Here is a 22,376-nt window from a genome sequence, read left to right as displayed (position 1 = left end):
GCGCGCGGGTTCAGACGTCCAGTTCCTCGACGAAACGGGCGTTGTCGGTGATGTACTCGAACCGCTTTTCGGGCCGCTTACCCATCAGGCGGTCGACAAGATCATCGGTTTCGCCCGGTTCGTCATCGTCGATACTGACGCGGATCAGCTTGCGCGAAGCCGGGTGCATCGTGGTCTCCTTCAGGTCCTTCGCGTCCATCTCGCCAAGGCCCTTGAAACGGCTTACATCAATTTTGCCCTTGCCGCCCAGACCCTTGGCAAGCCACGCGTCCCTTTCGGCCTCGTCAAGGCAATAGACGCGGTTTGCCCCTTGGGTCAGCCGGTAGAGCGGCGGGCAGGCCAGATACAGGTGCCCGCCGTCGATCAGCGGGCGCATCTGGGAAAAGAAGAAGGTCATCAGCAGCGAGGCGATGTGCGCGCCGTCCACGTCGGCATCCGTCATGATGATGATCTTGTCATAGCGCAGGTCGTCCAGCCGGAATTTCGACCCCATCCCGACGCCGAGCGCCTGGCACAGATCGCTGATTTCCGCGTTCTGGGACATTTTCGACGACGCCGCTCCCAGCACGTTCAGTATCTTTCCGCGCAGCGGCAGCAGGGCCTGGGTCTTGCGGTCGCGAGCCATCTTGGCAGAGCCGCCCGCACTGTCGCCCTCCACGATGAAGATCTCTGTCCCGTCGCGGGCCGACAACGTGCAGTCCACCAGCTTGCCCGGCAAGCGCAACTTCTTGGTGGCGGACTTGCGGGCGGTTTCCTTTTCCTGCCGCCGTTTGAGCCGTTCCTCGGCCCGAAGCACGAGGAAATCAAGGATCGCACCGGCCGATTTCGTGTCCGCGGCAAGCCAGTTGTCGAAATGGTCCCGCACCGCGCCCTCGACCAGCCGCGCGGCATCGGATGTGGCCAGCCGATCCTTGGTCTGGCCGACGAATTCGGGCTCGCGGATGAAGCAGGACACCAGGGCGCAGCCCCCCGCCATAAGGTCTTCGCGGGTGATATTGGCGGCCTTGCGGTTGCTTGCCAGTTCGCCATAGGCGCGGATGCCCTTCAGGATGGCGGCCCAGAACCCTGCCTCATGCGTGCCACCTTCCGGGGTCGGCACCGTGTTGCAGTAGGACTGGATGAACCCGTCACGCGAGGGCGTCCAGTTGATCGCCCACTCCACCGATCCGGGCGTGTTGAACCGGTCCTTGAACGATACCTTGCCGGCGAAGGGACGGTCGGCATAGGTGGCCGCCTGCCCCAGCGTTTCGGTCAGGTAGTCCGCCAGCCCGCCGGGGAAGTGAAAGCGCGCCTCGGGCGGTGTCTCGCCATCGTCGATCGCGGATTTCCAGCGGATCTCCACCCCGGAGAAGAGATAGGCCTTGGACCGGACCATCTTGAAAAGCCGGGCAGGTTTTAACCGTAACTTTCCGAATATCTCGGCATCTGGGTGGAAGGTGACCGAGGTACCGCGGCGGTTGGGGGCCTGCCCGACCTCGGTTACCGAACCCTGAGGGATACCCCGGGAAAACTCTTGCGCGTAGAGCAGCTTGTTGCGCGCGACCTCCACCCGCAGATGGTCGGACAGCGCGTTCACCACCGAAATGCCGACGCCGTGAAGCCCGCCTGACGTCTCGTAGGACTTGCCCGAGAATTTGCCGCCCGCATGCAGCGTGCACAGGATCACCTCAAGCGCGGACTTGTCCGGAAATTTCGGATGCGGATCTACCGGGATGCCGCGGCCATTGTCGCGGATCGTCACCGACCCGTCGCCGTGCATCTCGACCTCGATCCGGTTGGCATGCCCCGCGACCGCCTCGTCCATCGAATTGTCCAGCACTTCGGCGACAAGATGGTGCAGCGCGCGTTCGTCGGTCCCGCCTATATACATGCCGGGCCGCTTGCGCACCGGCTCCAGCCCTTCAAGCACCTCGATCGACGAGGCGTCGTAGGCATCGGGCTGCGCGGCACCGCTGAGAAGATCGTTGGCCATTGTGCTGCTCTTTTCTTGTGGTTGGCCGCGAGTGTAGCCTGATCGGCGCAGGACAGGCAATCAAAGACCGAAATTGCCGCAGCGCAAGGTTGATCTGAAACCTATGTCATGCCACAACATGATGGGGCAGCGAGGCAGGAAAAAACAAGATGCGCAAGGCAGTATTCATCATGGCCGCACTTGCCGCGGTCGGATCAGCGCCGGTTATGGCGCAGGGAACACAGTTTGACGCGGCACTGGCCTATACCGCGCGGGACGAGATCGTCCTTCCGGGCCAGACCGAGAAGATCGACAATGATATTGCCCGCCTGACCGCGGGCCTGAGCTGGGGCGCGGGCGACGGGCGGATGCGCGCGGCGCTGGAGCTTGGTTTCGGCAACAACAACAACTGGAACGGGGACTACCCGGCCAACTATGGGGGCGAGCTTGTGTTCGCGCGCAAGGTCGGCAACCAGCGCTATGGGCTCGGCGCGCGACTGCGCACGCTGGAGGACCTGAGCACCACCACCGAAATCGCCTATGCGATCGAACATATCGGAAACTCGCTCGACCTGCGCGGGCTGGTCGGGATGCAATTGATCGCAGATGAAACCAAGGTGCCGGGGCGCGATGCCTCAGGCTTCTTCGTGCAGGGCGAGGCGACGGTCTATGCGTCAGACTCTCTGGCGCTGTCGGCGGGTCTGCTTGCCGACAGCGACGGCGAAGCCTATGGCGCGGGAGTGGAGTATCGACCCAGCGGCTGGGGCATGAGCTTCTTTTTGGAGTACAGCGAAGCCTTTGACGATTATCGCGGCTTCGCAAGCTATGACGAATTTGCCGGCGGCATTCGTATCGTTCCGGGCACCTCGTCGCTGAAAAGCCAGCGCCAAGGCGGACTTGGCCGGATCATGCAGCGCTATATGGAAGCGCAGTAGCCCTGCTGGCATCGTAGCGAAGGGACCACGTCATGTCGGCCTTTGATCAGAGCCCCGCGCCCGGCGACGCTGTGTCGTCCGGCGCGCCGGAGCCGTTGCCGCGTCTGTCCGCCCGCCCCGACTGGCGATACTTGCTGCAGGAAACCTACGAACTTTACCGCTATTCGTCATCAGGCGGATCGGACAAGATCCGGGCCCACATGCGCAAGGTCCGCGAAACGATCAGCCGCCTGATGCAGGACGATCCGGCGGTCCGGGCACCCACTCCGGCCCGCGTGCCGGTGACGGACCACCTGAATCGCGCGCTCGATTCGGGCCGCAGCACGCCGCTTGCGCCCATCGTGCGCTGCATCGAGCATGTCCGCGAACAGCTGCAATGGCAGTACGGATACGACCGCGTGCCGCGCGGGCTGGCCGCGCGGTACGGCTTTGCGGAGCTCGCGGGGCCGAATGGGCCTGTCGAAAGCCCGGACGTGATCCTTGGGCTGGTGCTGTTCGCGCCGGGCTGCGTCTATCCTGCTCATGCGCATCACGGGCTGACGGAAAGCTATGTCTGCCTGACCGGCGCGGTGTCCGAGAACCATGTCGGCGTCTATGCGCCCGGCTCGTTCATCTTCAATCCGCCCGCGCACATGCACCGGATCACGGTTGCACGCGACGAACCGGCGCTGCTGCTCTATGCGTGGGTCGGCGGGCGCGACGACCTTGCGGACCAGAAGATGGTTCTGGGGCGGCCGCGCGGCGGCGGGGCTGGTCAGAACTTGCCGCTTGAGGGGCCGCGAAAGGCGGATTAGCACGGGGCATGACCCCGCAAATGTCGCATTTCGCCCATGCCCGGGCTACGCTGACGCTTGGCCTGCCGTTGATTGGGGGCCAGCTTGGCCAGTTCGTGATCCAAGTGACCGATGTTGTGATGATCGGCTGGTATGGCGTGCCCGATCTTGCCGCTTTGGTGGTCGCCAACTCGCTGGTCATGACGATGATCATCTTCGGGTCGGGCTTTGCCTGGGGCCTCATGCCGCTGGCCGCCGCTGCGGCCGAGGCCGGCGACGAGATCAGTGTGCGGCGCGTCACGCGTATGGGCCTGTGGGCTTCGCTGGGCTTCGTCGCGCTGACGCTTCCGCCGCTTCTGCTGGTGCCGGACCTGTTCGGCAAGCTGGGGCAGACCCGCATCGTGGCCGATCTTGCGGGCCAGTACTTCGCCATCGCCGCCTGGAGCCTGTTGCCCGCGCTGACCATCATGGTGCTGCGCAGCTACCTGTCCGCATTGGAGCGTACGCAGATCGTGCTGTGGGCGACGCTGGCCTCGGCCGTGGTCAATGCTGCCGTGAACTGGGTGCTGATCTTCGGCAATCTCGGGTTCCCGGAACTGGGCGTGCGGGGGGCGGCCATCGCCTCTATCGGCACGAATGTCGTGGCGGCGGCTGGACTTGCGGTCTATGCTCGTTGGCGCGAGCCGCAGCACGAGATCTTCGTGCGGCTCTGGAAACCCGACTGGGGTGCGCTGCGGCGCGTGGTGCGGATCGGGCTGCCGATCTCGCTGACCTCGCTGGCCGAAACCGCGCTGTTCGGCGCGTCGTCGGTGATGATGGGCTGGGTCGGCACGCAAGCACTGGCGGCGCATGGCATTGCGTTACAACTGGCGACGGGGGTTTTCATGATCCACCTCGGGCTGAGCCAGGCCGCCACCGTGCGCGCGGGACGCGCATTCGGGCGCGGGGATATCGCCCATCTGCGGCGCGGAGGGATCGTCTCCTCGGGGTTGTCTCTGGCGGTCGCCGTGCTGACGGTCGCGACCTTCCTGGCCATACCGGAACCGCTGATCCGGCTGTTTCTTGACCCGGACGAGCCGCAACTGCCGGAGATATTGGCGATCGGCGTGTCGCTGCTGGCGGCGGCGGCGCTGTTCCAGCTGGCCGACAGCGTACAGGTGATGGCACTGGGACTGCTGCGCGGCGTGCAGGACACCCGCGTGCCGATGATCCACGCCGCCGTAAGCTACTGGATACTGGGCGCGCCCGTCGCGCTTCTGCTTGGATTTCCGCTTGGTCTGGACGGTGTGGGCATCTGGCTTGGGCTGGCGCTGGGGCTGACCGGCGCCGCGGTGCTGATGACCCACCGTTTCTGGTGGCGCATCATGCCGGGACTGGAGCGCGCCGACCTGGCGGCGCGCCCCTGAGGTGTTGCGGTGCCGCTCAGTGCAGGGCGGCGCAGAAGTCCTGAATGCGGGTGCACGCTTCTTTCAGCGCCTCGTCCGAGGTGGCATAGCTTACGCGGAAGCAGGGCGACAGGCCGAAGGCCGCACCGAACACGACGGCGACTCCCTTCTCTTCCAGCAGCGCCGTCGCAAAGGCCTCGTCGTCGGTGATCGCCGCGCCGGCCGCGCTGGTCTTGCCGATGCAGCCCGAGATCAGGGGGTAGACGTAGAACGCCCCTTCCGGCGTCGGGCATGTGATCCCCTCGCACGCATTGAGCATCGACACGACAAGGTCGCGGCGGCGCTTGAAGGTGGCGTTGTTCGCCGGAATGAAGTCCTGCGTGCCGTTCAAAGCCTCGACCGCCGCCCATTGCGAGATCGAACAGGGGTTCGAGGTGGATTGCGACTGCACCTTCCGGATCGCGCCGATCACCTGTTCGGGGCCCGCGGCATAGCCGATGCGCCAGCCGGTCATGGCATAGGCCTTGGACACCCCGTTCACTGTCAAAGTGCGGTCGTAAAGCGCCGGTTCCACCTGCGCGGGCGTGCAGAACTCGAATCCGTCATAGACAAGGTGTTCATACATGTCGTCCGACATCACCCAGACATGCGGATGACGCACGAGCACGTCGGTCAGCGCCTTCAATTCATCCCACGAATACCCCGCGCCGGTCGGGTTGCTGGGCGAGTTGAAGATCAGCCATTTGGTCTTTGGCGTGATCGCCGCTTCAAGCTGTTCGGGCGTCAGCTTGTAACCGGTCTGGCTGGACGCTTCGGCGACCACGGGTGTGCCGCTCGCGAGCAGCACCATATCCGGGTAGCTGACCCAGTACGGCGCTGGGATGATCACCTCGTCGCCGGGGTTCAGCGTTGCCATCAGCGCGTTGTAGAGAACCTGTTTGCCCCCCGTCCCCACCGTGACCTGCGCGGGCGTGTAGCTCAGCCCGTTGTCGCGCTGGAACTTGGCGCAGATCGCCTCCTTCAGTTCGGGCAACCCATCGACGGCGGTATACTTTGTCTTGCCCGCCGCGATGGCCGCAACGGCAGCGTCCTTGATGTTCTGGGGGGTGTCGAAATCCGGTTCCCCCGCACCAAGGCCGATGACATCCTTGCCGGCGGCTTTCAGTTCGCGGGCCTTGGTGGTGACCGCGATTGTGGGGGAAGGTTTGACGCGGGCAAGGGTCGCGGACAGGAAGCTCATCGGTCTCTCCGGTTGTCATGAATGCTGCGGATGCTTAGGGTGCAAGCCATGATGGATCAAGATATTCCGACGGAAAACACCGACGCCGAAACCGATGGCGACTGGTACACTGCCGAGAACAGCACCTTCGGCGACAGACTGGCCGGCGCGCGCGAGGCTGCGGGCATGAGCCGCGAACAACTGGCGCGCCGCATGGGTCTGAAAGTGTCCACCATCGACAAATGGGAAGAAGATCTGGCCGAACCGCGCGCGAACCGGCTGCAGATGCTGTCGGGCCTGCTGGGCGTATCGCTGACATGGCTGCTGACGGCCCGCGGCGAAGGTCTGGAAGGCCCCGCGCAGGACGAGCCGCTGTCGGACGACCTGCGCAGTGCGCTGACCGAATTGCGACAGGTCCGCACGGACCTCATGCGCGAGGCGGACCGAGTCGGCATTCTGGAAAAGCGGCTACGCCGACTGCTGAAGGACCCCGCGCCATGATGCGAGAACTGCCCCCCGAAGGCGAAGCACCGGAGGCGCGACTGAAGCGGCTGAAAATGCGCTCCATGCGGCGCGGGATCAAGGAAATGGACCTGATCCTCGGTCGTTTCGCCGATGACGTTCTGCCTGGCATGTCCCCTGAAGAGGTCGCGCTGTACGACATGATGCTGTCCGAAAACGATCATGATCTCTACGGTTGGGTCAGCGGGCAGAAGCCCACGCCCGAAACCTATCTGGCGCTGGTCACCCGCATTGCCGCGCACCAATCCGAAGTGATGGGCAATTGATCTAAGTTCCCGCGCGAACTTAACCCAATTTTTGGGAAACCCCGTGACATTCCAACCACGTGTAACCGTGGAGAATGTCGATGAGTATACACCCGAACCTGTCGGATGGGACCGACGAAACCGACCTGATGGGCGGCTACCTGGAGTCGCTCGCACTGGTGGAGCGGCTTCACAGGCTGCTGCTGGACGTCATCAAGGATGAATTCGAACGTGTCGGCATCCTTGAAATCAATGCCGTGCAGGCACTGCTGCTATTCAACATAGGCGACAACGAAGTCACCGCAGGTGAGTTGAAGACGCGCGGCTACTATCAGGGATCGAACGTGTCCTACAATCTAAAGAAGCTGGTGGAGATGGGCTTCATGGACCACCAGCGCTGCCAGATCGACCGCCGCTCCGTCCGCGTCAAGCTGACAGAGCGAGGGCGCGATATCCGCCGGATCATGGAAGCGCTGTTCGCGCGCCATGCCACCGGACTGGAAGAACGCGGCGTAATGGGCCCCGAAGGGATGGGCCAGATCACCACCGCGCTTCGGCGGGTCGAACGCTACTGGACCGACCAGATCCGCTACATCTACTGACCGGCCGGGCGTGAACGCCCGTACCGAATGGACCAGAACGGTCCACCCTACTCCGACCTACCAGTGGCCCGTATTTTCCATGCTCGCCCAAGGTTCCTGGCTCGGAAGCGACTCTCCCATCTGAAGCAGTTCCACCGACACGTTGTCCGGCGACCGGACAAACGCCATATGCCCGTCGCGCGGCGGCCGGTTGATGGTGACCCCGGCGGCCTGAAGCTTCTCGCACATGTCGTAGATGTTCTCTACGCGATAGGCGAGATGCCCGAAATGGCGGCCGTCCGACGGCAGCCCGTCATCCCCATCCCAGTTGTAGGTCAACTCCACGTCCGCGCGCCCATCCTCTTGGCCCGGCGGGCACAGGAACACCAGCGTGAAGCGCCCCTTCTCGTTCTCGGTGCGGCGCCGTTCCTTGAGCCCAAGCAACTTGTAGAATTCCAGGGACTTTTCGAGATCCTTCACCCGGACCATCGTGTGCAGATATTCGATCTTCATCGGTTGCCTCCTTGTATTCGACCGACATAACACCCCGCGATGCATGCGCAAGGCCGGGGCGTCAGACATGCAAAGGGCGGCATTTTTCGATGCCGCCCCTCCTAAATGAACCGCCGATGCTTGCCGATCAGTGCGCCGTAGCGCCCGACCCGCCGCCATCCCCCTTCGCCGCAAGCGCGGCGGCAGCGGCTGCTTCTTCAGCAGCCTCGTCCCATTCGACGGGTTCGGGTTGACGGACCAGCGCCTTGGCCAGAACTTCCCGCACATGGCTAACAGGGATGATGGTCAGCCCATCCTTTACGTTATCGGGGATGTCGCGCAGATCCTTCTCATTGTCTTGCGGGATGAACACCGTGGTGATGCCCCCGCGCAGCGCGGCGAGCAGCTTTTCCTTCAGCCCGCCGATGGCCAGCACATTGCCGCGCAGCGTCACCTCACCGGTCATGGCGATGTCCTTGCGCACCGGAATCTGCGTGAGTACCGATACGATGGAGGTCACCATAGCCACGCCCGCGCTCGGCCCGTCCTTGGGCGTCGCGCCTTCGGGCACGTGAACGTGAATGTCCAGCTTGTCGAAGCGCGGCGGCTTCACCCCGATCTCGGGCGCGATCGAACGGACGAAGCTGGACGCGGCATCGATGCTTTCCTTCATTACGTCGCCCAGCGTGCCGGTAGTCTTCATCCGGCCCTTGCCCGGCAGGCGCAGCGCCTCGATCGACAACAGATCACCGCCCACCTGCGTCCACGCAAGCCCGGTCACGACGCCGATCTGGTCATCCGCTTCCGCCAGCCCATAGCGATAACGCTTCACGCCCAGCATCTCTTCAAGATCGTCCTTCGTGACCCGCACCTTGTCGGTCTTCTTGCGCACGATCTGAGTGACCGACTTCCGCGCCAGCTTGGCGATCTCGCGTTCAAGATTCCGGACGCCCGCCTCGCGGGTATAGGTGCGGATGATCTCGCTCAGCGCCTCGTCGTCGATCTCGAACTCGCCCTTCTTCAAGCCGTGGTTCTTGATCTGCTTGGCGATGAGGTGCTGGCGCGCGATCTCGCGCTTCTCGTCTTCGGTGTAGCCTGCAAGCGGGATGATCTCCATCCGGTCCAGAAGCGGCCCTGGCATGTTGTAGCTGTTCGCAGTTGTCAGGAACATCACGTTGGACAGGTCGTACTCGACCTCCATGTAGTGATCGACGAACGTGCCGTTCTGTTCGGGGTCCAGCACCTCGAGCATGGCCGAGGCGGGATCGCCGCGGAAGTCCTGCCCCATCTTGTCGATCTCGTCGAGCAGGATCAGCGGGTTCGTCGTCTTCGCCTTCTTCAGCGACTGGATGATCTTGCCCGGCATGGAGCCGATATAGGTGCGGCGGTGGCCCCGGATCTCGGACTCGTCCCGCACGCCGCCAAGGCTGATGCGAATGAATTCCCGCCCGGTCGCGCGCGCAACGGACTTGCCCAGCGATGTCTTGCCCACGCCCGGCGGGCCAACGAGGCACAGGATCGGCCCCTTCAACTTCTTGGACCGCTGTTGCACGGCAAGGTATTCGACAATGCGTTCCTTGACCTTCTCAAGCCCGAAATGATCGGCGTCCAGAACTTCCTCGGCACGGCCGAGGTCCTTCTTCACACGGCTCTTGGTGCCCCACGGGATCGACAGCATCCAGTCGAGGTAGTTGCGCACCACCGTCGCCTCGGCCGACATGGGCGACATGTTGCGCAACTTCTTCAACTCGCCCTCGGCCTTTTCGCGGGCCTCCTTGGACAGCTGCGTCGCCTCGATGCGCGCTTCCAGTTCGGCAACCTCGTTCTGGCCGTCCTCGCCGTCGCCCAGTTCCTTCTGGATCGCCTTCATCTGTTCGTTCAGATAATACTCGCGCTGCGTCCGTTCCATCTGCGACTTCACGCGCGTCTTGATCTGCTTCTCGACCTGCAGCACGGACATCTCGCCCTGGATCAGGCCATAGACCTTCTCAAGCCGCTCAGCGATCGACAGCGTTTCAAGCAGATCCTGCTTCTGATCAACCTCCACCCCGATATGCCCGGCCACGAGATCGACCAGTTTGCCCGGCTCGCGGGTTTCGGACACGGCGGTCATCGCCTCGTCTGGGATGTTCTTGCGCACCTTGGCATAGCGTTCGAACTCGTCCGCCACGGACCGCACAAGCGCCTCGACAGTGGCGCCGTCACCCAGCGTTTCGGACAGCGGTTCGGCCCTCGCTTCGAAGAACGACGAATTTTCAAGGTATTCCACGATCCGCACGCGCGACCGGCCTTCGACCAGCACCTTTACGGTGCCATCGGGCAGCTTGAGCAATTGCAGCACGTTCGCGAGAACGCCGGTCTTGTAGATGCCATCCGCGCTCGGATCGTCGACGGAGGCGTCGATCTGCGAGGACAACAGGATTTGTTTGTCGTCCGCCATCACCTCTTCCAGTGCACGGACCGATTTCTCGCGGCCCACGAACAGCGGCACGATCATGTGCGGGAACACCACAATGTCGCGCAGCGGAAGAACGGCATAAGACGGGCTGAGTTGGTCTTCCATGATGATTCCTTATGGCAGCAGGCGCGCGCCCCGGCATGGCAGCGCTGCACCCTCTCCGGACAGACGACATAGGTGGTGGCGCCGATCAGGCGTGTCAACTCGCATCGTCACCCTTGGATCGAGAGTGTCAGCCCTCGCAGGAAGCCGCAAGTCCCAAGCCGCGGCTCAGCGCGCCAACTCGGTCATGGCCGCGTCAAGCGCCGCGCCCATCTCTTCCAGATTGACATTGACCTCGTAAGGTTCCCGCCGGTTAACGGCGTAGAAGGTCGCGCGCAGCTGTGGCTGTGCGGCAAGCTGCACGACATCTGGCTGCGGCAGGTCCAGCAGCACCGCGCAGCCTTCGGGCGTGCAGGTCGCGAACGGATAGGTCTGGTCGAGCACGCCGGCGCGCAAGTGCAACCCCTTGTCGAGAGCGGTTCCCAGAGGCGTGAGCACGGCGAAGCGAACCGGCCCCTCCGTGCGCGGCAGCGCGAGCGTGAGCGACAGCATGCGGTTGCTCTGTTCGTCGGCAACCGACGTGACAACAAGGCATCCCTGCGCTTCGCAGCGCACGCCCCAGTCGCCCGGCGCAAGCTGCGCCTGTTGTGCGCCAGCTGCTCCCGCGACGATCAGCACGGACGCAGCCGTGATGCGACGCACCGCTCGATATGCCCCGCCGAGGCGCCCGCGCGGCGAATTGCAGGTCTTCCCCATCGAACCGCCTCCTTCCAATAACTCTCTGTCGGTCAAATTGGCGCATCGCACGGTATATGCAAGCACGGAACGGCCCGCGACCGAACCCGGTCACCGTCCGGCAGCAGGCGTTGAAGCCTTCGCCGTCGGCAATCAGACGGGCGGGATGTCGCCCGCGGCCCGGCCTGCCTCGAAAGCAGCTTCGAAGCCGGCGAAATTACCCGCGGCGATCGCAGCGCGGATGTCGGCCATGAGACGCTGATAATAACGCAGGTTGTGCCAGGTAAGCAGCATGGAACTGATGATCTCTTGGGACCGGAACACATGGTGCAGATAGGCGCGTGAATACCCGGTGCAGCATGGGCAGTCGCAGCTGTCGTCCAGCGGGCGCGGATCGTCGGCGTGGCGCGCATTCTTGATGTTCACAACCCCGCGCGGCGTGAAGGCTTGCCCGGTTCGCCCGGACCGGGACGGCAGAACGCAGTCGAACATGTCTATGCCGCGTTTGACGGCACCCACGATGTCGTCGGGCTTTCCGACACCCATAAGGTAGCGCGGCTTGTCCGCGGGCAGCATCCCCGGCGCGGTATCGAGCACGCGGAACATGATCTCCTGCCCCTCGCCCACTGCAAGGCCGCCAACCGCGTAGCCATCGAAGCCGATGCCTCTCAGCGCTTCGGCACTGCGCGCGCGCAGTTCCGCATCGTCGCCACCCTGCTGGATGCCGAACAACGCGTGCCCGGGCCTGTCGCCGAAGGCATCGCGCGAACGCTGCGCCCACCGCATCGACAACTCCATGCTGCTTTCCAGCCGGGCGCGATCAGCAGGCAGCGCCGGACATTCGTCGAAGCACATGACGATATCGGATCCGAGCAGTTTCTGGATCTCCATCGACCGCTCTGGCGTAAGCATGTGGCGCGCGCCGTCGATATGACTGCGAAAGCTCACCCCTTCCTCGTTCAGCTTGCGCAGTTCGGCCAGACTCATCACCTGGAAGCCACCGCTATCGGTCAGGATCGGACCGTCCCAGTTCATGAATCGGTGCAATCCGCCCAGCCGGTCGATCCGTTCGGCAGTCGGGCGCAGCATCAGGTGATAGGTATTGCCAAGCAGGATATCGGCGCCGGTTTCGCGCACCGAGCCAGGCAGCATCGCCTTGACCGTGGCCGCGGTGCCGACGGGCATGAAGGCGGGCGTGCGGATGTCGCCGCGCGGCGTGCTTATGACGCCGGTGCGCGCCGTGCCGTCGGTGGCCTTAAGGTCGAAAGAAAATCGCTGTGTCATACGGTGCCATTTACCCAAGCCGCGCCGCAACGCAAGGGTGCGGCAGGGCGGCAACGCCACCGCGGCGATCGGGCAGTGGTGAGATTGTCATGCGGCCGGGTCTTGTATCGCGTGCGCGGCTGACGCATCACGGTGGTGGCAGCCGGTTACCGACCCGCTCGCCGATCGCATCCGGGGGCCCGCGCGGCGCGCCCGCGACATTCAGCCAAGACAAGGGTCAGGCCATGAACGAAACCGACAGCAGCGCCGGTGGCTTTCGCATCGGCTGGGAAGAATGGGTCGGCCTGCCATCGCTCGGCCTGCCTGCCCTGCGGGCCAAGATAGACACCGGCGCGCGCACCTCCGCTCTGCATGCGTTCGACATAGAGGCATTCGGCCCGGCCAGCGCGCCCAAGGTCCGTTTCGCGATTCATCCGATCCCGGGGCGCGATGACGTGTCCATCCCTTGCTCGGCCAGCATCATCGACCGCCGCGAGGTCACATCCTCGAACGGCGAGTCGGAATGGCGCTATGTGATCGAAAGCCAGATCGTGCTTGGTGGGCATCGCTGGCCGATCGAGATTACGCTGACGGACCGCTCGCAGCTGACCTACCGGATGCTGCTGGGCAGACAGGCGCTGCGCGACGACATGATCATCACCCCCTCGCAGCGGTTCTGCCAGCCGCAACTCAACTATGACGTCTACCATTCGGCAGCTGTGAAGGCCGCCGCACCGACCCGCGCCCTGCGCATCGCCGTGCTGAGCCGTGAGGAGGGAAACTATTCCACCCGCCGCCTTGTCGAGGAGGGCGAGAAACGTGGTCACGTGGTTGAGGTGATCGATACCACGCGCTGCTACATGGCGATCAACAAACTCGCCCCCGAGGTTCATTACGACGGCAAGCGGCTTGCGCGCTACGACGCGATCATCCCGCGCATCGGCGCGTCCATCACGCCCTACGGCACAGCGGTGATCCGTCAGTTCGAAACCATCGGCACGTATTGCGTGAACCCGTCCGACGGCATCACAGCCAGCCGCGACAAGCTGCACGCGCACCAGATCCTGGCCCGCCACAAGATCGGCATGCCCGCCACCGCCTTCGCCGCATCGCCCAAGGACACATCCAACTTGATCGGCCTTGTCGGCAGCGCGCCGCTGATCGTGAAGCTGCTTGAGAGCACCCAGGGAAAAGGCGTGGTGCTGGCCGAAACCCGCAAGGCGGCCGAGTCGGTCATCGACGCGTTCCGGGGCCTGAAGGCCAATTTCCTCGTGCAGCAGTTCGTCAAGGAGGCCAATGGTGAGGATATCCGCTGCCTCGTGATCGGCGGCAAGGTCGTCGCGTCGATGAAACGGTCGGCGGCGGAAGGCGATTTCCGGTCCAACCTGCATCGTGGCGGCATCGCCGCTTCGGTCCGGATCACCAAGGCCGAACGGGAAACCGCCGTGCGCGCGGCCCGGGCCTTCCGACTGAACATGGCCGGGGTGGACCTGCTGCGGTCCGAAGATGGCCCGAAAGTGCTGGAGGTGAACTCCTCGCCTGGATTCGAGGGAATCGAAAAGGCCAGCCGCAAGAACATCGCAGCCCTGCTCTACGACGACATCGAAAAGCGGGTCCGCCCGACACCGGCGCGGCGCAGAACCGGCGCGGCGCAGGTCGCCACCGACAGGCCCGCGCCCTGATGCCACTGGACGCCCGCCGGGCGCGTCCATATATTCCCGTGTGAAATAGTAAGGGAACTGCCATGTCCGCCCCGCAAAGCGATACCAGGCTGGAAGGCGCACCGCTGATCCGGCCGTCCAGCACCGACCATCCGCTTTACGACAGCGTGGTCGAGGCGTGCCGCACCGTCTATGACCCGGAAATTCCGGTCAACATCTACGACCTCGGGCTGGTCTACACCATCGACATCGCCGAGGACGGCGCGGTCGGGGTCGTCATGACGCTCACGGCGCCAGGTTGTCCGGTGGCGGGCGAAATGCCCGGCTGGCTGGCGGAAGCGATCGAACCCCTGCCCGGCGTCAAGACCGTGGATGTGGAAATCACTTGGGATCCGCCTTGGGGCATGGACATGATGTCCGACGAGGCGCGGCTCGAACTCGGCTTCATGTGAACAGCGAACGCGAGAAGATGGTATCGGGGGCGAACTACCGCCCCGGCGATGCTGAACTCGTGGAAATGCGCGCCCGAGCGCAAAGCCTGATGCAGTCCTATAATGCGACGACAGTCGCCGACGGCGCAGTGCGCAAGCCGCTGCTGGCCAAACTGCTGCGCGCGATCGGACGAGGCAGTGCGATTCGGGCACCGTTTTACGTGGACTACGGCGTGCACATCACGATCGGAGCGGACGTATTCCTCAACTACGGATGCGTGCTGCTTGACGTCTGTCCGATCGAGATTGGCGACGGCACGCAGATCGGCCCGATGACGCAGATTCTGGCGGCAGATCACCCGCGCGACCCGGGGGCGCGCGCGCAGGGACTGGAATGTGGCGCGCCTGTGCGCATCGGGTCGAATGTCTGGATCGGCGGCGGGGCACTTATTCTGCCAGGGGTTCAGGTTGGCGACGACGCCATCATCGGCGCCGGATCGGTCGTCACCCGCGACGTGCCGAGCGGAAGCACATACGCCGGAAACCCCGCCAAACCCCTGCCGCGCCGCTGACGCGAACGGCTTTAACGTTTTATGTACGCTGCCGCACATTCGCGGGTCGAAAACCGTGCTGCTATGGAATTCCATAGTTTGCACAATTTTCTTGGCCCTCACGCATGCCAGCGATCGAAACGTTTTCAGCCCTTGCCATTGCACATATCGCAAGTGATTTTCTGTTGCAGACGCGGTGGATCGCGCTGAACAAGCGCGCTCTGATGCCGATGGCGGTGCATATCGGCATCGTGGGGCTGACCAGTTGGGCTGCGCTGGGGTTCGCGGCGCCGCTTGCCGTTCTGGCGCTGGCGCTGTCGCACCTTGCTATGGACGTCTCGAAGACCCGCAAGATGGCAAAGACCGGGTTCAGTTACGGGCTTGATCAGGGTGTGCATTTCGCAACTATCCTGGCCGTGGCGCTGCTGGTGCCGGACGCCTGGCACCGGGGCATCTGGGCCGGATCGGCAACGGGCCTTGGGCATTGGCTGCTAGCGTTTGGCATATTTGCGATGGGTGCGGTCTATGCCACGCGGGGCGGGCTGTTCTTCGTCGATCACCTCGTCGCACCGCGCCCATGCCCCGCATGCGCCTGGCGTGACCTTGACGGCAGGGCCCACCACGCCGCCATCGTCGAGCGGGCGGTGATCTTCGGCGGGCTGGTTGTGGCGCCGGTGCTGGCCGGTCTGCTGTGCGTTGCCCGGCTGGCTATGATAATGCGGTCGGCTCGCCCCGCACCGGACCTGGCCGGGGCGCTGGGATCGTTCTTGTGGGCGGTGATGGCGGGGCTTGGCACGCAGTTCATACTCCGTACCCTGACGGCCCTTGATGCGGCGCAGGCGGGCTATTATCCTTAGTAGCGAAAGGACACTGCCAATGTTCGGAATTCCTGGAAAACAGGCCGTCACACTGACCCCCGCCGCCGTCAAGCAGATCAGCGGGCTGATGTCGAAGAAGGACAGCAAGGGCCTTCGGCTTGGCGTTAAGAAAGGCGGCTGCGCGGGCATGGAATACACGCTCGATTACGTCTCCGAGATCGATCCGATGGACGAGGTGGTCGAACAGGACGGTGCACGCGTAATGATCGCGCCGATGGCGCAGATGTTCCTGTTCGGGACCGAGATCGATTACGAGGTGTCGCTGCTGGAAGCCGGGTTCAAGTTTCGCAATCCCAACGTGACCGAAGCCTGTGGCTGTGGCGAATCCATCAAGTTTGACGAGGCACTGACGCCGGGCACGTAACGCGCGCGGCCCTTGCACCTGCCCGCCCAAGTCGTTTTTATGCTCCCGACATGACAAGGGAGATGATCGATGCGCCGTAAACTGGCCGCGGGTAACTGGAAGATGAATGGCGGGTCGGTCGAGTTGGGCGAGATCCGCACCCTTATGGGCCGGGCCGCGACACGGCAGACCGATATGCTGATCTGTCCTCCCGCTACGCTGATCGACCGGATGAGGGCCCTTCTGGGCGATGCGCCGATGGCAGTGGGCGGGCAGGACTGTCACACCGCCACATCGGGCGCACATACCGGCGACATTTCCGCCGCGATGCTGGTGGATGCGGGCGCGTCCCACGTGATCATCGGCCACTCCGAACGGCGTCAGGACCACGGCGAGACGGATGCGACGGTGCGCGCCAAGACGACCGCGGCGTGGAATGCCGGACTGATCGCGGTGATCTGCATTGGCGAGACACTTCAGGAACGCGAGAATGGTCAGACGCTGGACGTGATCGGCGCACAACTTTCGGGTTCTATTCCTGACGAGATGACACCGGCCACGACCGTGATCGCCTATGAACCTGTCTGGGCCATCGGCACCGGTCTTACCCCGTCGTTGGAACAGATCGCCGAGGTTCACGATTTCATCCGCGACCAGCTGGGCGCACGGTTCGCCGACGGGGCGGATGGTGTTCGGCTTCTCTATGGCGGATCGGTCAAACCGTCGAACGCGGCCGACATCTTCGCCGTATCGAACGTCGATGGCGCACTGGTTGGCGGGGCGTCGTTGAAGGCAGCCGATTTCGGCGCGATCATCGATGCACTCGACGCTGCCTGACACAGCACGCCGACGGGCGCAGGAAAAAGAAAACCCGGCCGCAGCGGCCGGGTTTTGTCGTTTCGAGTGTCGCTCCGATCACATGCGGGCGGCGACGTTTTCCCAGTTCACCAGCTTTTCGAGGAAGTTGCTCAGGTACGCCGGACGCTTGTTGCGGAAGTCGATGTAGTAGGAATGCTCCCACACGTCACAGCCTAGCAGCGCCGTCTGACCGAAGCAGAGAGGGTTCACACCATTCTCCGTCTTGGTCACTTTCAGGCTGCCATCAGCGTCCTTGACCAGCCAGCACCAGCCGGAGCCGAACTGCCCCGCGCCCGCCGCGGAAAACTGCGACTTGAACTCGTCCACCGATCCGAAACTGTCGGTGATCGCTTTTTCAAGCTCGCCCGGCATACCGCCGGTGCCCGGACCCATCATTTCCCAGAACTGGGTGTGGTTCCAGTGCTGCGAGGCATTGTTGAAGATGCCGGACTGCGCAACCGCGCCCGCGTCATAGGTGCCCTTGACGATCTCTTCGACCGACTTGCCTTCCCACTGCGTGCCTTCGATCAGTTTGTTGCCGTTGTCGACATACGCCTTGTGGTGAATATCGTGATGATATTCCAGCGTTTCCTTGGACATGCCAAGATCTGCAAGCGCGTCGTGCGCATAGGGAAGGTCGGGAAGTTCGAATGCCATTTTGGCCCCCTGTCTGTTGCGTTTCGTTAGTCGCTACATGAGGGTCGCACCCCCGGAAGGTCAACCCCGATCCCCCCATTATGGATGGTGCGCGCCAGGCGTCGGCGTGCCGGACGCCGTGCGCGGAAGGCATTTGGCGAGGCCGTTGGCCGCAGTCGCATCGCCCTGCGCGATCCGGTCTTTTTCCCGGCGCGGGGATTGACTATGTCGGAGCCATGACCTTTTGGCTTCTGATCACCGCGCTGGCCGCCGCCGTCGCCGCGCTTCTGGCCGCAGCCTTGCTGCGCCACCGCCGCCTTCACCGGGAACGCGCGGATTACGACATTGCCGTTTACCGCGAACAGCTTGCCGCGGTGGACGAGGACGTGGCGCGGGGCGTGATCACGCCAGAAGCCGCAGAACGCACCCGGATCGAGGTGTCGCGCCGCATCCTTGATGCGGACCGCCAGCGTGGCAGCGACCGCGAAGGGCTGGCTCCGCAATGGGCCAATCTTGCGGCCGCGGCGATCGTCGGCGTGATCGTTCTCGGCGGCAGCGTTGGGCTGTATCTTGCGCAGGGTGCGCCCGGCTATGGCGATCTGCCGCTGAAGGAGCGTCTGGCAACCAGTGAAGAGCTGCGCAAGGCCCGCCCCGGTCAAGCCGAAGCCGAAGCGCAGGCCGCCGCGTTCCAACCCGACATTCCGCCGCCAAGCGAAGAATACGTTGCGCTGGTTGAGCGGCTGCGCAACACGGTCGCCGCGCGCCCGGAAGATGCCCGCGGGCTGGAACTTCTGGCGCGCAACGAAGCTGCCCTTGGCAATTTCAAGACCGCCTATGAAACGCAGGAACGGCTGATCGGCGTTCTGGGCGCACGGGCGGATGCCGACAATTTCGCCGATCTGGCCGATATGATGGTGCTGGCCGCCGGCGGCTATGTATCGCCCGAAGCGGAAGCCGTGCTGGGGCAGGCGCTGTCTCGCGATCCGAACAACGGTCCCGCGCGGTACTATGCCGGGCTGATGCAAGCGCAGAATGGACGTCCTGACATCGCTTTCGACATCTGGCGCAGCCTGCTCGATGCGTCGTCACCCGATGCGGCGTGGGTGCCCGCAATCCGCGCGCAGATTGACGACGTGGCGGCGCGCGCCGGACGCCGCTACCAGCTGCCGCCGCCGGGCGGAGGCCTCCGTGGCCCCTCCGCGGCCGATATCGCATCGGCGCAGGACATGGACGAGGCCGACCGCACGGCGATGATCCGCGGCATGGTCGAAGGCCTGTCTGATCGCCTCGCGTCGCAGGGCGGCACCGCGGCGGAATGGGCCCGCCTGATCACTGCGCTCGGTGTGCTTGGCGACACAGGCAACGCGCAGGCGATCTGGAGCGAGGCGCAGGGCGTATTTGCCGACGACAGCGCCGGGCTGGCCGAGGTGAATGCCGCCGCCGAACGTGCCGGACTGCGGGAATGATCACCGACGATTTGGCCGAATTCGCCGCCGCGCTGCCGGAGACGCGCGCGATCGCCGGGCTGGATTTCGGCACCAAGACGATCGGCGTCGCGGTGTCGGATCGGCTGCTGAGTGTCGCGACCCCGCTGCAGACCGTGCGGCGCGCCAAGTTCACTGTCGATGCCGCCACCCTGTCGGACCTGTTCGCGCATCGCGATATCGCAGGCATCGTGCTCGGCCTGCCGCGCAACATGGATGGCAGCGAAGGGCCGCGCTGCCAATCGACCCGCGCCTTCGCGCGCAACCTGTCACGCGTCATTGATCTGCCGGTCGCCTTTTGGGATGAGCGGTTGTCCACGGTCGCCGCCGAACGCGCCCTCCTGGAAGCGGACACGTCGCGCGCCCGGCGTGCCGATCTGATCGACCACGTGGCGGCGGGATACATCCTTCAGGGCGCGCTGGATCGCCTGAATCACATGAGGCAGCCATGACGGACCCGGTCTGGAAACGCGACGAGATCGAAAGCCCCTGCATAAATATCTGCGTGATTCATCCGCAGACCCGGCTTTGCACGGGATGTGCGCGCAGCATCGACGAAATCACAGCGTGGTCGCGAATGTCGGCGGACGATCGCCGCGCGGTCATGACAGCCCTGCCCCAGCGTGTGCCCGCGCCGACGAACCGCCGCGGCGGACGCGCGGCGCGTCAGGTTCCCAAGCTCTGATCCGGCACCCATTCACGCAGATCTTCAAAGGGCGCGGGGCGGAAATAGGCGGTCATCCGAAATCCTGACGGATCGATGGCCGGTATGTCCGCTGGCCAAGGCGCGATTCCGTGAAGGCAATGCCGGTGCAGCAGAACAGCCTCGCCCGGCGCCAGCGCGACCGGAACCCGGTCGCAGCTTGTGAACACCGCACGGCGAGCGGTCTGGTAAGTTTCGGTCAGGTCGGTGGCGGCGATCCCGTTCGCGTCCAGTCCCGCCAGCGCCTCCGCAAAGGCCGCGCCAAGCACCCGGTGACTACCGTTCCATACGACGAGCGGGCCTTGCCCGGTGCCGCCAGCCGTCAGCCCGATCCCCAGGATGAAGCCATGCGCCTCGCGCAGGTGGCGCCGACGCGCGGGACCGCAGGGCAGCAGCCCGTCCACGTGCGCCGCGTCCCGCTCCAGCCTGTAGCGGAAGGCTGCAGCGCTGTCTTCGGGTCCGTGACGCGGATAACCGGGACGCAAAACCGAAACCTGCGCTGGGTGTAGCGCCGCCGGTGCGCGACCCAGATGTGCCCACGCCAAGCGCAGTGCCTCTTCAGGCGGCGGCGTGCCGTCCGGCAGGTGGCCGGCGGGTCCGTTCGGGAGAAGATCAAGCCCGACGCACCATGTGGCGCCGCAGCGCCACTGATCGGCTTGAACGCCGGACAGCGCCGCCCGTGCCAGCGACAGCGCTCCGGCGGCCCAGGATCGCGCTCCCGCATCGGCGGGAACGCGGCACCAGCCGTCATGGGCCAGCTGCGCGCCGGTTTCCGGCCCGGTCACTCCGCGGCGCTCGAGTGCGGCGCTGCGATGAAGTCCAGCGCCTGCGCAATCACCGCTCCTGTCGCACCAGGCCTCACCGCGGCCTGCGACAGGTGCCGACGCCAGCCCCGCGCTCCGGCCCGCCCCGCGAACAGACCCAGCATGTGCCGCGTCACCGAATGCGCGCGCCCTCCCCCAGCGACGTGGGCATCGACATAGGGGATCATCGCCCGTGCCACCTGCACAGGGTCAGCCGGCGGGCGGCTGTCGCCCCAGATCGCGACATCGGCCCCGGCAAGGATGTCGGCGGGTGCGTGGTAAGCGGCGCGCCCGATCATCACCCCGTCCATGCCCGCATCCAGAAGGTCCCGCGCCTGCGCCAGCGACGTGATCCCACCGTTGATCGACAGGTGCATGTCCGGGAAGGCCCGCTTCATCGCAAGAACGAGGTCGTACTCCAACGGCGGGACATCGCGGTTCTGCTTTGGGCTGAGCCCATCTAGCCACGCCATCCGCGCATGGATTATCGCGCGCGAAACTCCGGCATCTCGGATCGCTCCGAGGAAGCGTGGAAGCACCTCTGCGGGCACCTGGTCATCCACGCCGATGCGGCACTTCACGGTGATCTCGGCATCGGTCGCCGCGGCCATCGCGGCAAGGCACTCCGCCACAAGCGACGGCTGCTTCATGAGAACCGCCCCAAAGCAACCCGATTTTACGCGGTCCGACGGACAGCCGACATTCAGGTTGATCTCGCGGTACCCCGCCTGCCCACCAAGCCGCGCGGCCTCGGCCAGTTCCGCAGGATCGGACCCGCCAAGTTGCAGCGCGACCGGATGTTCGGCAGGATCGTGCGCCAGCAGCTGCCTCGCACCGCCCCGCACCAGCGCCGGCGCCGTCACCATTTCCGTGTAAAGAAGGGCATTGCGCGACAGAAGTCGGTGAAAATACCGGCAGTGCCGGTCGGTCCAGTCCATCATCGGCGCAACGGACAGGCGGGCAGTATCAACCATGCTGCGAATCGCTTGTTTCACTCGCTTATCCTCCGTCGATGGCGGCTTCGATCTGTGACCATTCGCAGCGATTTGCGACTATTTCGGCTGCCGGTGCTACAATTGTAGCACCGAAGAAACGTCTTGTAGCACCGGCGCACTCAGACGTCACGCACCACCCGAGTGAGCGCAACCCAAGTTTCCCCGCTCCGAAGTTTCCGGGCCAAACAAGTCGAACCCATCGTCCTTCTCACACGGCGTTGTTTCAGAACTATCGTCGTGAAGGATTCACTTCGTGAATCCGTGCCGATAGACGCACTGCATGAGCAAGCCATCACCCGCCCGCTATCGCACGACGAACTGGTCCAGCTACAACGCATCGTTGCGGAAGCGAGGATCGCTGCTGATCTGGGTCGACAAGGACATGACCTGGCGCGCGCCGCGTGGCGGTCGGCCTGGGCGCCCGCCGACCTT

At 64.4% G+C, this 22,376-nt stretch carries 24 protein-coding genes and 1 pseudogene; 16 read left to right on the top strand and 9 right to left on the bottom strand.

Annotation, left to right across the window (positions count from 1 at the left end; translation table 11 throughout):
* Positions 1-10: 10 nt before the first annotated feature.
* The gene (gene parE / locus DKT77_RS02560; protein ID WP_109810181.1) at positions 11-1,972 is read right to left on the bottom strand and encodes a DNA topoisomerase IV subunit B; all 1,962 of its coding nucleotides are present in this window, start codon (positions 1,970-1,972) and stop codon (positions 11-13) included.
* Between the two features lie 149 nt (positions 1,973-2,121).
* On the opposite strand from parE, the gene DKT77_RS02555 reads away from it, so the two are divergent.
* From DKT77_RS02555 to DKT77_RS02545, 3 genes are read left to right on the top strand one after another with little or no spacing between them, the layout of a single operon-like run.
* Entirely contained in the window at positions 2,122-2,886 is a 765-nt protein-coding gene (locus tag DKT77_RS02555) for a hypothetical protein (protein WP_109810180.1), read from the top strand.
* 32 nt (positions 2,887-2,918) lie between these two features.
* Positions 2,919-3,680: a dimethylsulfonioproprionate lyase family protein gene (locus DKT77_RS02550; protein WP_109810179.1), complete on the top strand. Its 762-nt coding sequence runs from the start codon at positions 2,919-2,921 to the stop codon at positions 3,678-3,680.
* 8 nt (positions 3,681-3,688) lie between these two features.
* A complete protein-coding gene (locus tag DKT77_RS02545) occupies positions 3,689-5,065 on the top strand; it encodes an MATE family efflux transporter (protein WP_109810178.1) in 1,377 nt (458 codons plus the stop codon).
* Positions 5,066-5,081: 16 nt separating this feature from the next.
* On the opposite strand, the gene DKT77_RS02540 is transcribed toward DKT77_RS02545, so the two are convergent.
* Positions 5,082-6,284, bottom strand: a complete 1,203-nt coding sequence (locus DKT77_RS02540) for a pyridoxal phosphate-dependent aminotransferase (protein ID WP_109810177.1) — start codon at positions 6,282-6,284, stop codon at positions 5,082-5,084.
* 48 nt (positions 6,285-6,332) lie between these two features.
* Here DKT77_RS02540 and DKT77_RS02535 point away from each other — a divergent pair, with 48 nt between their 5' ends.
* From DKT77_RS02535 to DKT77_RS02525, 3 genes are all read left to right on the top strand, one after another.
* Positions 6,333-6,764 (top strand): helix-turn-helix domain-containing protein, encoded by a 432-nt coding sequence (locus DKT77_RS02535; RefSeq protein ID WP_238547636.1) that lies wholly within the window; start codon positions 6,333-6,335, stop codon positions 6,762-6,764.
* Positions 6,761-7,051 (top strand): succinate dehydrogenase assembly factor 2, encoded by a 291-nt coding sequence (locus tag DKT77_RS02530; protein WP_238547635.1) that lies wholly within the window; start codon positions 6,761-6,763, stop codon positions 7,049-7,051. The genes DKT77_RS02535 and DKT77_RS02530 overlap by 4 nt, the downstream gene beginning before the upstream one ends.
* Before the next feature lie 80 nt (positions 7,052-7,131).
* Entirely contained in the window at positions 7,132-7,632 is a 501-nt protein-coding gene (locus tag DKT77_RS02525) for a MarR family winged helix-turn-helix transcriptional regulator (RefSeq protein ID WP_109810176.1), read from the top strand.
* 57 nt (positions 7,633-7,689) lie between these two features.
* Here DKT77_RS02525 and DKT77_RS02520 read toward each other — a convergent pair whose 3' ends face one another.
* The 4 genes from DKT77_RS02520 to tgt all read right to left on the bottom strand — a co-directional run bounded on the left by DKT77_RS02520 (position 7,690) and on the right by tgt (position 12,622).
* Positions 7,690-8,124, bottom strand: coding sequence for a VOC family protein (locus tag DKT77_RS02520; protein ID WP_109810175.1), 435 nt, complete (start codon positions 8,122-8,124; stop codon positions 7,690-7,692).
* Between the two features lie 127 nt (positions 8,125-8,251).
* Positions 8,252-10,666 carry an endopeptidase La gene (gene lon / locus DKT77_RS02515; protein WP_109810174.1) on the bottom strand — a complete coding sequence of 805 codons (2,415 nt, stop codon included), beginning with the start codon at positions 10,664-10,666 and terminating at the stop codon, positions 8,252-8,254.
* Between the two features lie 165 nt (positions 10,667-10,831).
* The gene (locus tag DKT77_RS02510) at positions 10,832-11,359 is read right to left on the bottom strand and encodes an invasion associated locus B family protein (protein WP_109810173.1); all 528 of its coding nucleotides are present in this window, start codon (positions 11,357-11,359) and stop codon (positions 10,832-10,834) included.
* A gap of 132 nt (positions 11,360-11,491) precedes the next feature.
* Positions 11,492-12,622 (bottom strand): tRNA guanosine(34) transglycosylase Tgt, encoded by a 1,131-nt coding sequence (gene tgt / locus DKT77_RS02505; protein WP_109810172.1) that lies wholly within the window; start codon positions 12,620-12,622, stop codon positions 11,492-11,494.
* Between the two features lie 224 nt (positions 12,623-12,846).
* Between tgt and rimK the strand changes: the two genes are divergently transcribed.
* From rimK to tpiA, 6 genes are all read left to right on the top strand, one after another.
* The gene (rimK, locus tag DKT77_RS02500; RefSeq protein WP_109810171.1) at positions 12,847-14,283 is read left to right on the top strand and encodes a 30S ribosomal protein S6--L-glutamate ligase; all 1,437 of its coding nucleotides are present in this window, start codon (positions 12,847-12,849) and stop codon (positions 14,281-14,283) included.
* 62 nt (positions 14,284-14,345) lie between these two features.
* Positions 14,346-14,714, top strand: coding sequence for an SUF system Fe-S cluster assembly protein (locus tag DKT77_RS02495; protein WP_109810170.1), 369 nt, complete (start codon positions 14,346-14,348; stop codon positions 14,712-14,714).
* On the top strand, positions 14,711-15,265 hold the full coding sequence (locus DKT77_RS02490) for a sugar O-acetyltransferase (protein WP_109810169.1): 555 nt from the start codon (positions 14,711-14,713) through the stop codon (positions 15,263-15,265). The genes DKT77_RS02495 and DKT77_RS02490 overlap by 4 nt, the downstream gene beginning before the upstream one ends.
* Positions 15,266-15,369: 104 nt before the next feature.
* Positions 15,370-16,101 (top strand): DUF3307 domain-containing protein, encoded by a 732-nt coding sequence (locus tag DKT77_RS02485; RefSeq protein WP_109810168.1) that lies wholly within the window; start codon positions 15,370-15,372, stop codon positions 16,099-16,101.
* Positions 16,102-16,120: 19 nt separating this feature from the next.
* A complete protein-coding gene (locus tag DKT77_RS02480) occupies positions 16,121-16,486 on the top strand; it encodes a HesB/IscA family protein (protein WP_109810167.1) in 366 nt (121 codons plus the stop codon).
* A 69-nt stretch (positions 16,487-16,555) separates the two neighbouring features.
* On the top strand, positions 16,556-17,302 hold the full coding sequence (gene tpiA / locus DKT77_RS02475) for a triose-phosphate isomerase (RefSeq protein ID WP_109810166.1): 747 nt from the start codon (positions 16,556-16,558) through the stop codon (positions 17,300-17,302).
* A gap of 78 nt (positions 17,303-17,380) precedes the next feature.
* Here tpiA and DKT77_RS02470 read toward each other — a convergent pair whose 3' ends face one another.
* Positions 17,381-17,980, bottom strand: coding sequence for a superoxide dismutase (locus DKT77_RS02470; protein WP_109810165.1), 600 nt, complete (start codon positions 17,978-17,980; stop codon positions 17,381-17,383).
* A 215-nt stretch (positions 17,981-18,195) separates the two neighbouring features.
* Here DKT77_RS02470 and ccmI point away from each other — a divergent pair, with 215 nt between their 5' ends.
* The 3 genes from ccmI to DKT77_RS02455 are packed head-to-tail and all read left to right on the top strand — an operon-like array spanning position 18,196 to position 20,128.
* The gene (ccmI, locus tag DKT77_RS02465; protein WP_109810164.1) at positions 18,196-19,425 is read left to right on the top strand and encodes a c-type cytochrome biogenesis protein CcmI; all 1,230 of its coding nucleotides are present in this window, start codon (positions 18,196-18,198) and stop codon (positions 19,423-19,425) included.
* Positions 19,422-19,895: a Holliday junction resolvase RuvX gene (gene ruvX / locus DKT77_RS02460; RefSeq protein ID WP_109810163.1), complete on the top strand. Its 474-nt coding sequence runs from the start codon at positions 19,422-19,424 to the stop codon at positions 19,893-19,895. The genes ccmI and ruvX overlap by 4 nt, the downstream gene beginning before the upstream one ends.
* Positions 19,892-20,128, top strand: coding sequence for a DUF1289 domain-containing protein (locus DKT77_RS02455; protein ID WP_109810162.1), 237 nt, complete (start codon positions 19,892-19,894; stop codon positions 20,126-20,128). The genes ruvX and DKT77_RS02455 overlap by 4 nt, the downstream gene beginning before the upstream one ends.
* On the opposite strand, the gene DKT77_RS02450 is transcribed toward DKT77_RS02455, so the two are convergent.
* A complete protein-coding gene (locus DKT77_RS02450) occupies positions 20,110-20,931 on the bottom strand; it encodes a hypothetical protein (RefSeq protein ID WP_238547633.1) in 822 nt (273 codons plus the stop codon). The genes DKT77_RS02455 and DKT77_RS02450 overlap by 19 nt on opposite strands.
* Positions 20,928-21,923 (bottom strand): tRNA dihydrouridine(20/20a) synthase DusA, encoded by a 996-nt coding sequence (gene dusA / locus DKT77_RS02445; RefSeq protein WP_109810161.1) that lies wholly within the window; start codon positions 21,921-21,923, stop codon positions 20,928-20,930. The genes DKT77_RS02450 and dusA overlap by 4 nt, the downstream gene beginning before the upstream one ends.
* Before the next feature lie 301 nt (positions 21,924-22,224).
* Here dusA and DKT77_RS02440 point away from each other — a divergent pair.
* Positions 22,225-22,376: pseudogene (locus DKT77_RS02440) on the top strand (IS5/IS1182 family transposase); the annotation flags it as partial.

The organism is Meridianimarinicoccus roseus (genome assembly GCF_003172915.1).
GTDB classification, from domain to species: domain Bacteria; phylum Pseudomonadota; class Alphaproteobacteria; order Rhodobacterales; family Rhodobacteraceae; genus Meridianimarinicoccus; species Meridianimarinicoccus roseus.
The sequence above is the reverse complement of the archived record's forward strand: the minus strand, read 5'-3'. Positions and strand labels throughout refer to the sequence as shown.

What these genes read in the sequence shown, in the direction of transcription:
- parE (WP_109810181.1), bottom strand. Translation starts at nt 1,972, where the DNA reads ATGGCCAACGATCTTCTCAGCGGTGCCGCGCAGCCCGATGCCTACGAC.
- tgt (WP_109810172.1), bottom strand. Translation starts at nt 12,622, where the DNA reads ATGACACAGCGATTTTCTTTCGACCTTAAGGCCACCGACGGCACGGCG.
- DKT77_RS02540 (WP_109810177.1), bottom strand. Translation starts at nt 6,284, where the DNA reads ATGAGCTTCCTGTCCGCGACCCTTGCCCGCGTCAAACCTTCCCCCACA.
- DKT77_RS02510 (WP_109810173.1), bottom strand. Translation starts at nt 11,359, where the DNA reads ATGGGGAAGACCTGCAATTCGCCGCGCGGGCGCCTCGGCGGGGCATAT.
- DKT77_RS02545 (WP_109810178.1), top strand. Translation starts at nt 3,689, where the DNA reads ATGACCCCGCAAATGTCGCATTTCGCCCATGCCCGGGCTACGCTGACG.
- DKT77_RS02480 (WP_109810167.1), top strand. Translation starts at nt 16,121, where the DNA reads ATGTTCGGAATTCCTGGAAAACAGGCCGTCACACTGACCCCCGCCGCC.
- DKT77_RS02455 (WP_109810162.1), top strand. Translation starts at nt 19,892, where the DNA reads ATGACGGACCCGGTCTGGAAACGCGACGAGATCGAAAGCCCCTGCATA.
- DKT77_RS02525 (WP_109810176.1), top strand. Translation starts at nt 7,132, where the DNA reads ATGAGTATACACCCGAACCTGTCGGATGGGACCGACGAAACCGACCTG.
- DKT77_RS02550 (WP_109810179.1), top strand. Translation starts at nt 2,919, where the DNA reads ATGTCGGCCTTTGATCAGAGCCCCGCGCCCGGCGACGCTGTGTCGTCC.
- DKT77_RS02520 (WP_109810175.1), bottom strand. Translation starts at nt 8,124, where the DNA reads ATGAAGATCGAATATCTGCACACGATGGTCCGGGTGAAGGATCTCGAA.
- ccmI (WP_109810164.1), top strand. Translation starts at nt 18,196, where the DNA reads ATGACCTTTTGGCTTCTGATCACCGCGCTGGCCGCCGCCGTCGCCGCG.
- DKT77_RS02485 (WP_109810168.1), top strand. Translation starts at nt 15,370, where the DNA reads ATGCCAGCGATCGAAACGTTTTCAGCCCTTGCCATTGCACATATCGCA.
- DKT77_RS02555 (WP_109810180.1), top strand. Translation starts at nt 2,122, where the DNA reads ATGCGCAAGGCAGTATTCATCATGGCCGCACTTGCCGCGGTCGGATCA.
- DKT77_RS02470 (WP_109810165.1), bottom strand. Translation starts at nt 17,980, where the DNA reads ATGGCATTCGAACTTCCCGACCTTCCCTATGCGCACGACGCGCTTGCA.
- lon (WP_109810174.1), bottom strand. Translation starts at nt 10,666, where the DNA reads ATGGAAGACCAACTCAGCCCGTCTTATGCCGTTCTTCCGCTGCGCGAC.
- DKT77_RS02495 (WP_109810170.1), top strand. Translation starts at nt 14,346, where the DNA reads ATGTCCGCCCCGCAAAGCGATACCAGGCTGGAAGGCGCACCGCTGATC.
- rimK (WP_109810171.1), top strand. Translation starts at nt 12,847, where the DNA reads ATGAACGAAACCGACAGCAGCGCCGGTGGCTTTCGCATCGGCTGGGAA.
- DKT77_RS02530 (WP_238547635.1), top strand. Translation starts at nt 6,761, where the DNA reads ATGATGCGAGAACTGCCCCCCGAAGGCGAAGCACCGGAGGCGCGACTG.
- ruvX (WP_109810163.1), top strand. Translation starts at nt 19,422, where the DNA reads ATGATCACCGACGATTTGGCCGAATTCGCCGCCGCGCTGCCGGAGACG.
- dusA (WP_109810161.1), bottom strand. Translation starts at nt 21,923, where the DNA reads ATGGTTGATACTGCCCGCCTGTCCGTTGCGCCGATGATGGACTGGACC.
- tpiA (WP_109810166.1), top strand. Translation starts at nt 16,556, where the DNA reads ATGCGCCGTAAACTGGCCGCGGGTAACTGGAAGATGAATGGCGGGTCG.
- DKT77_RS02535 (WP_238547636.1), top strand. Translation starts at nt 6,333, where the DNA reads ATGATGGATCAAGATATTCCGACGGAAAACACCGACGCCGAAACCGAT.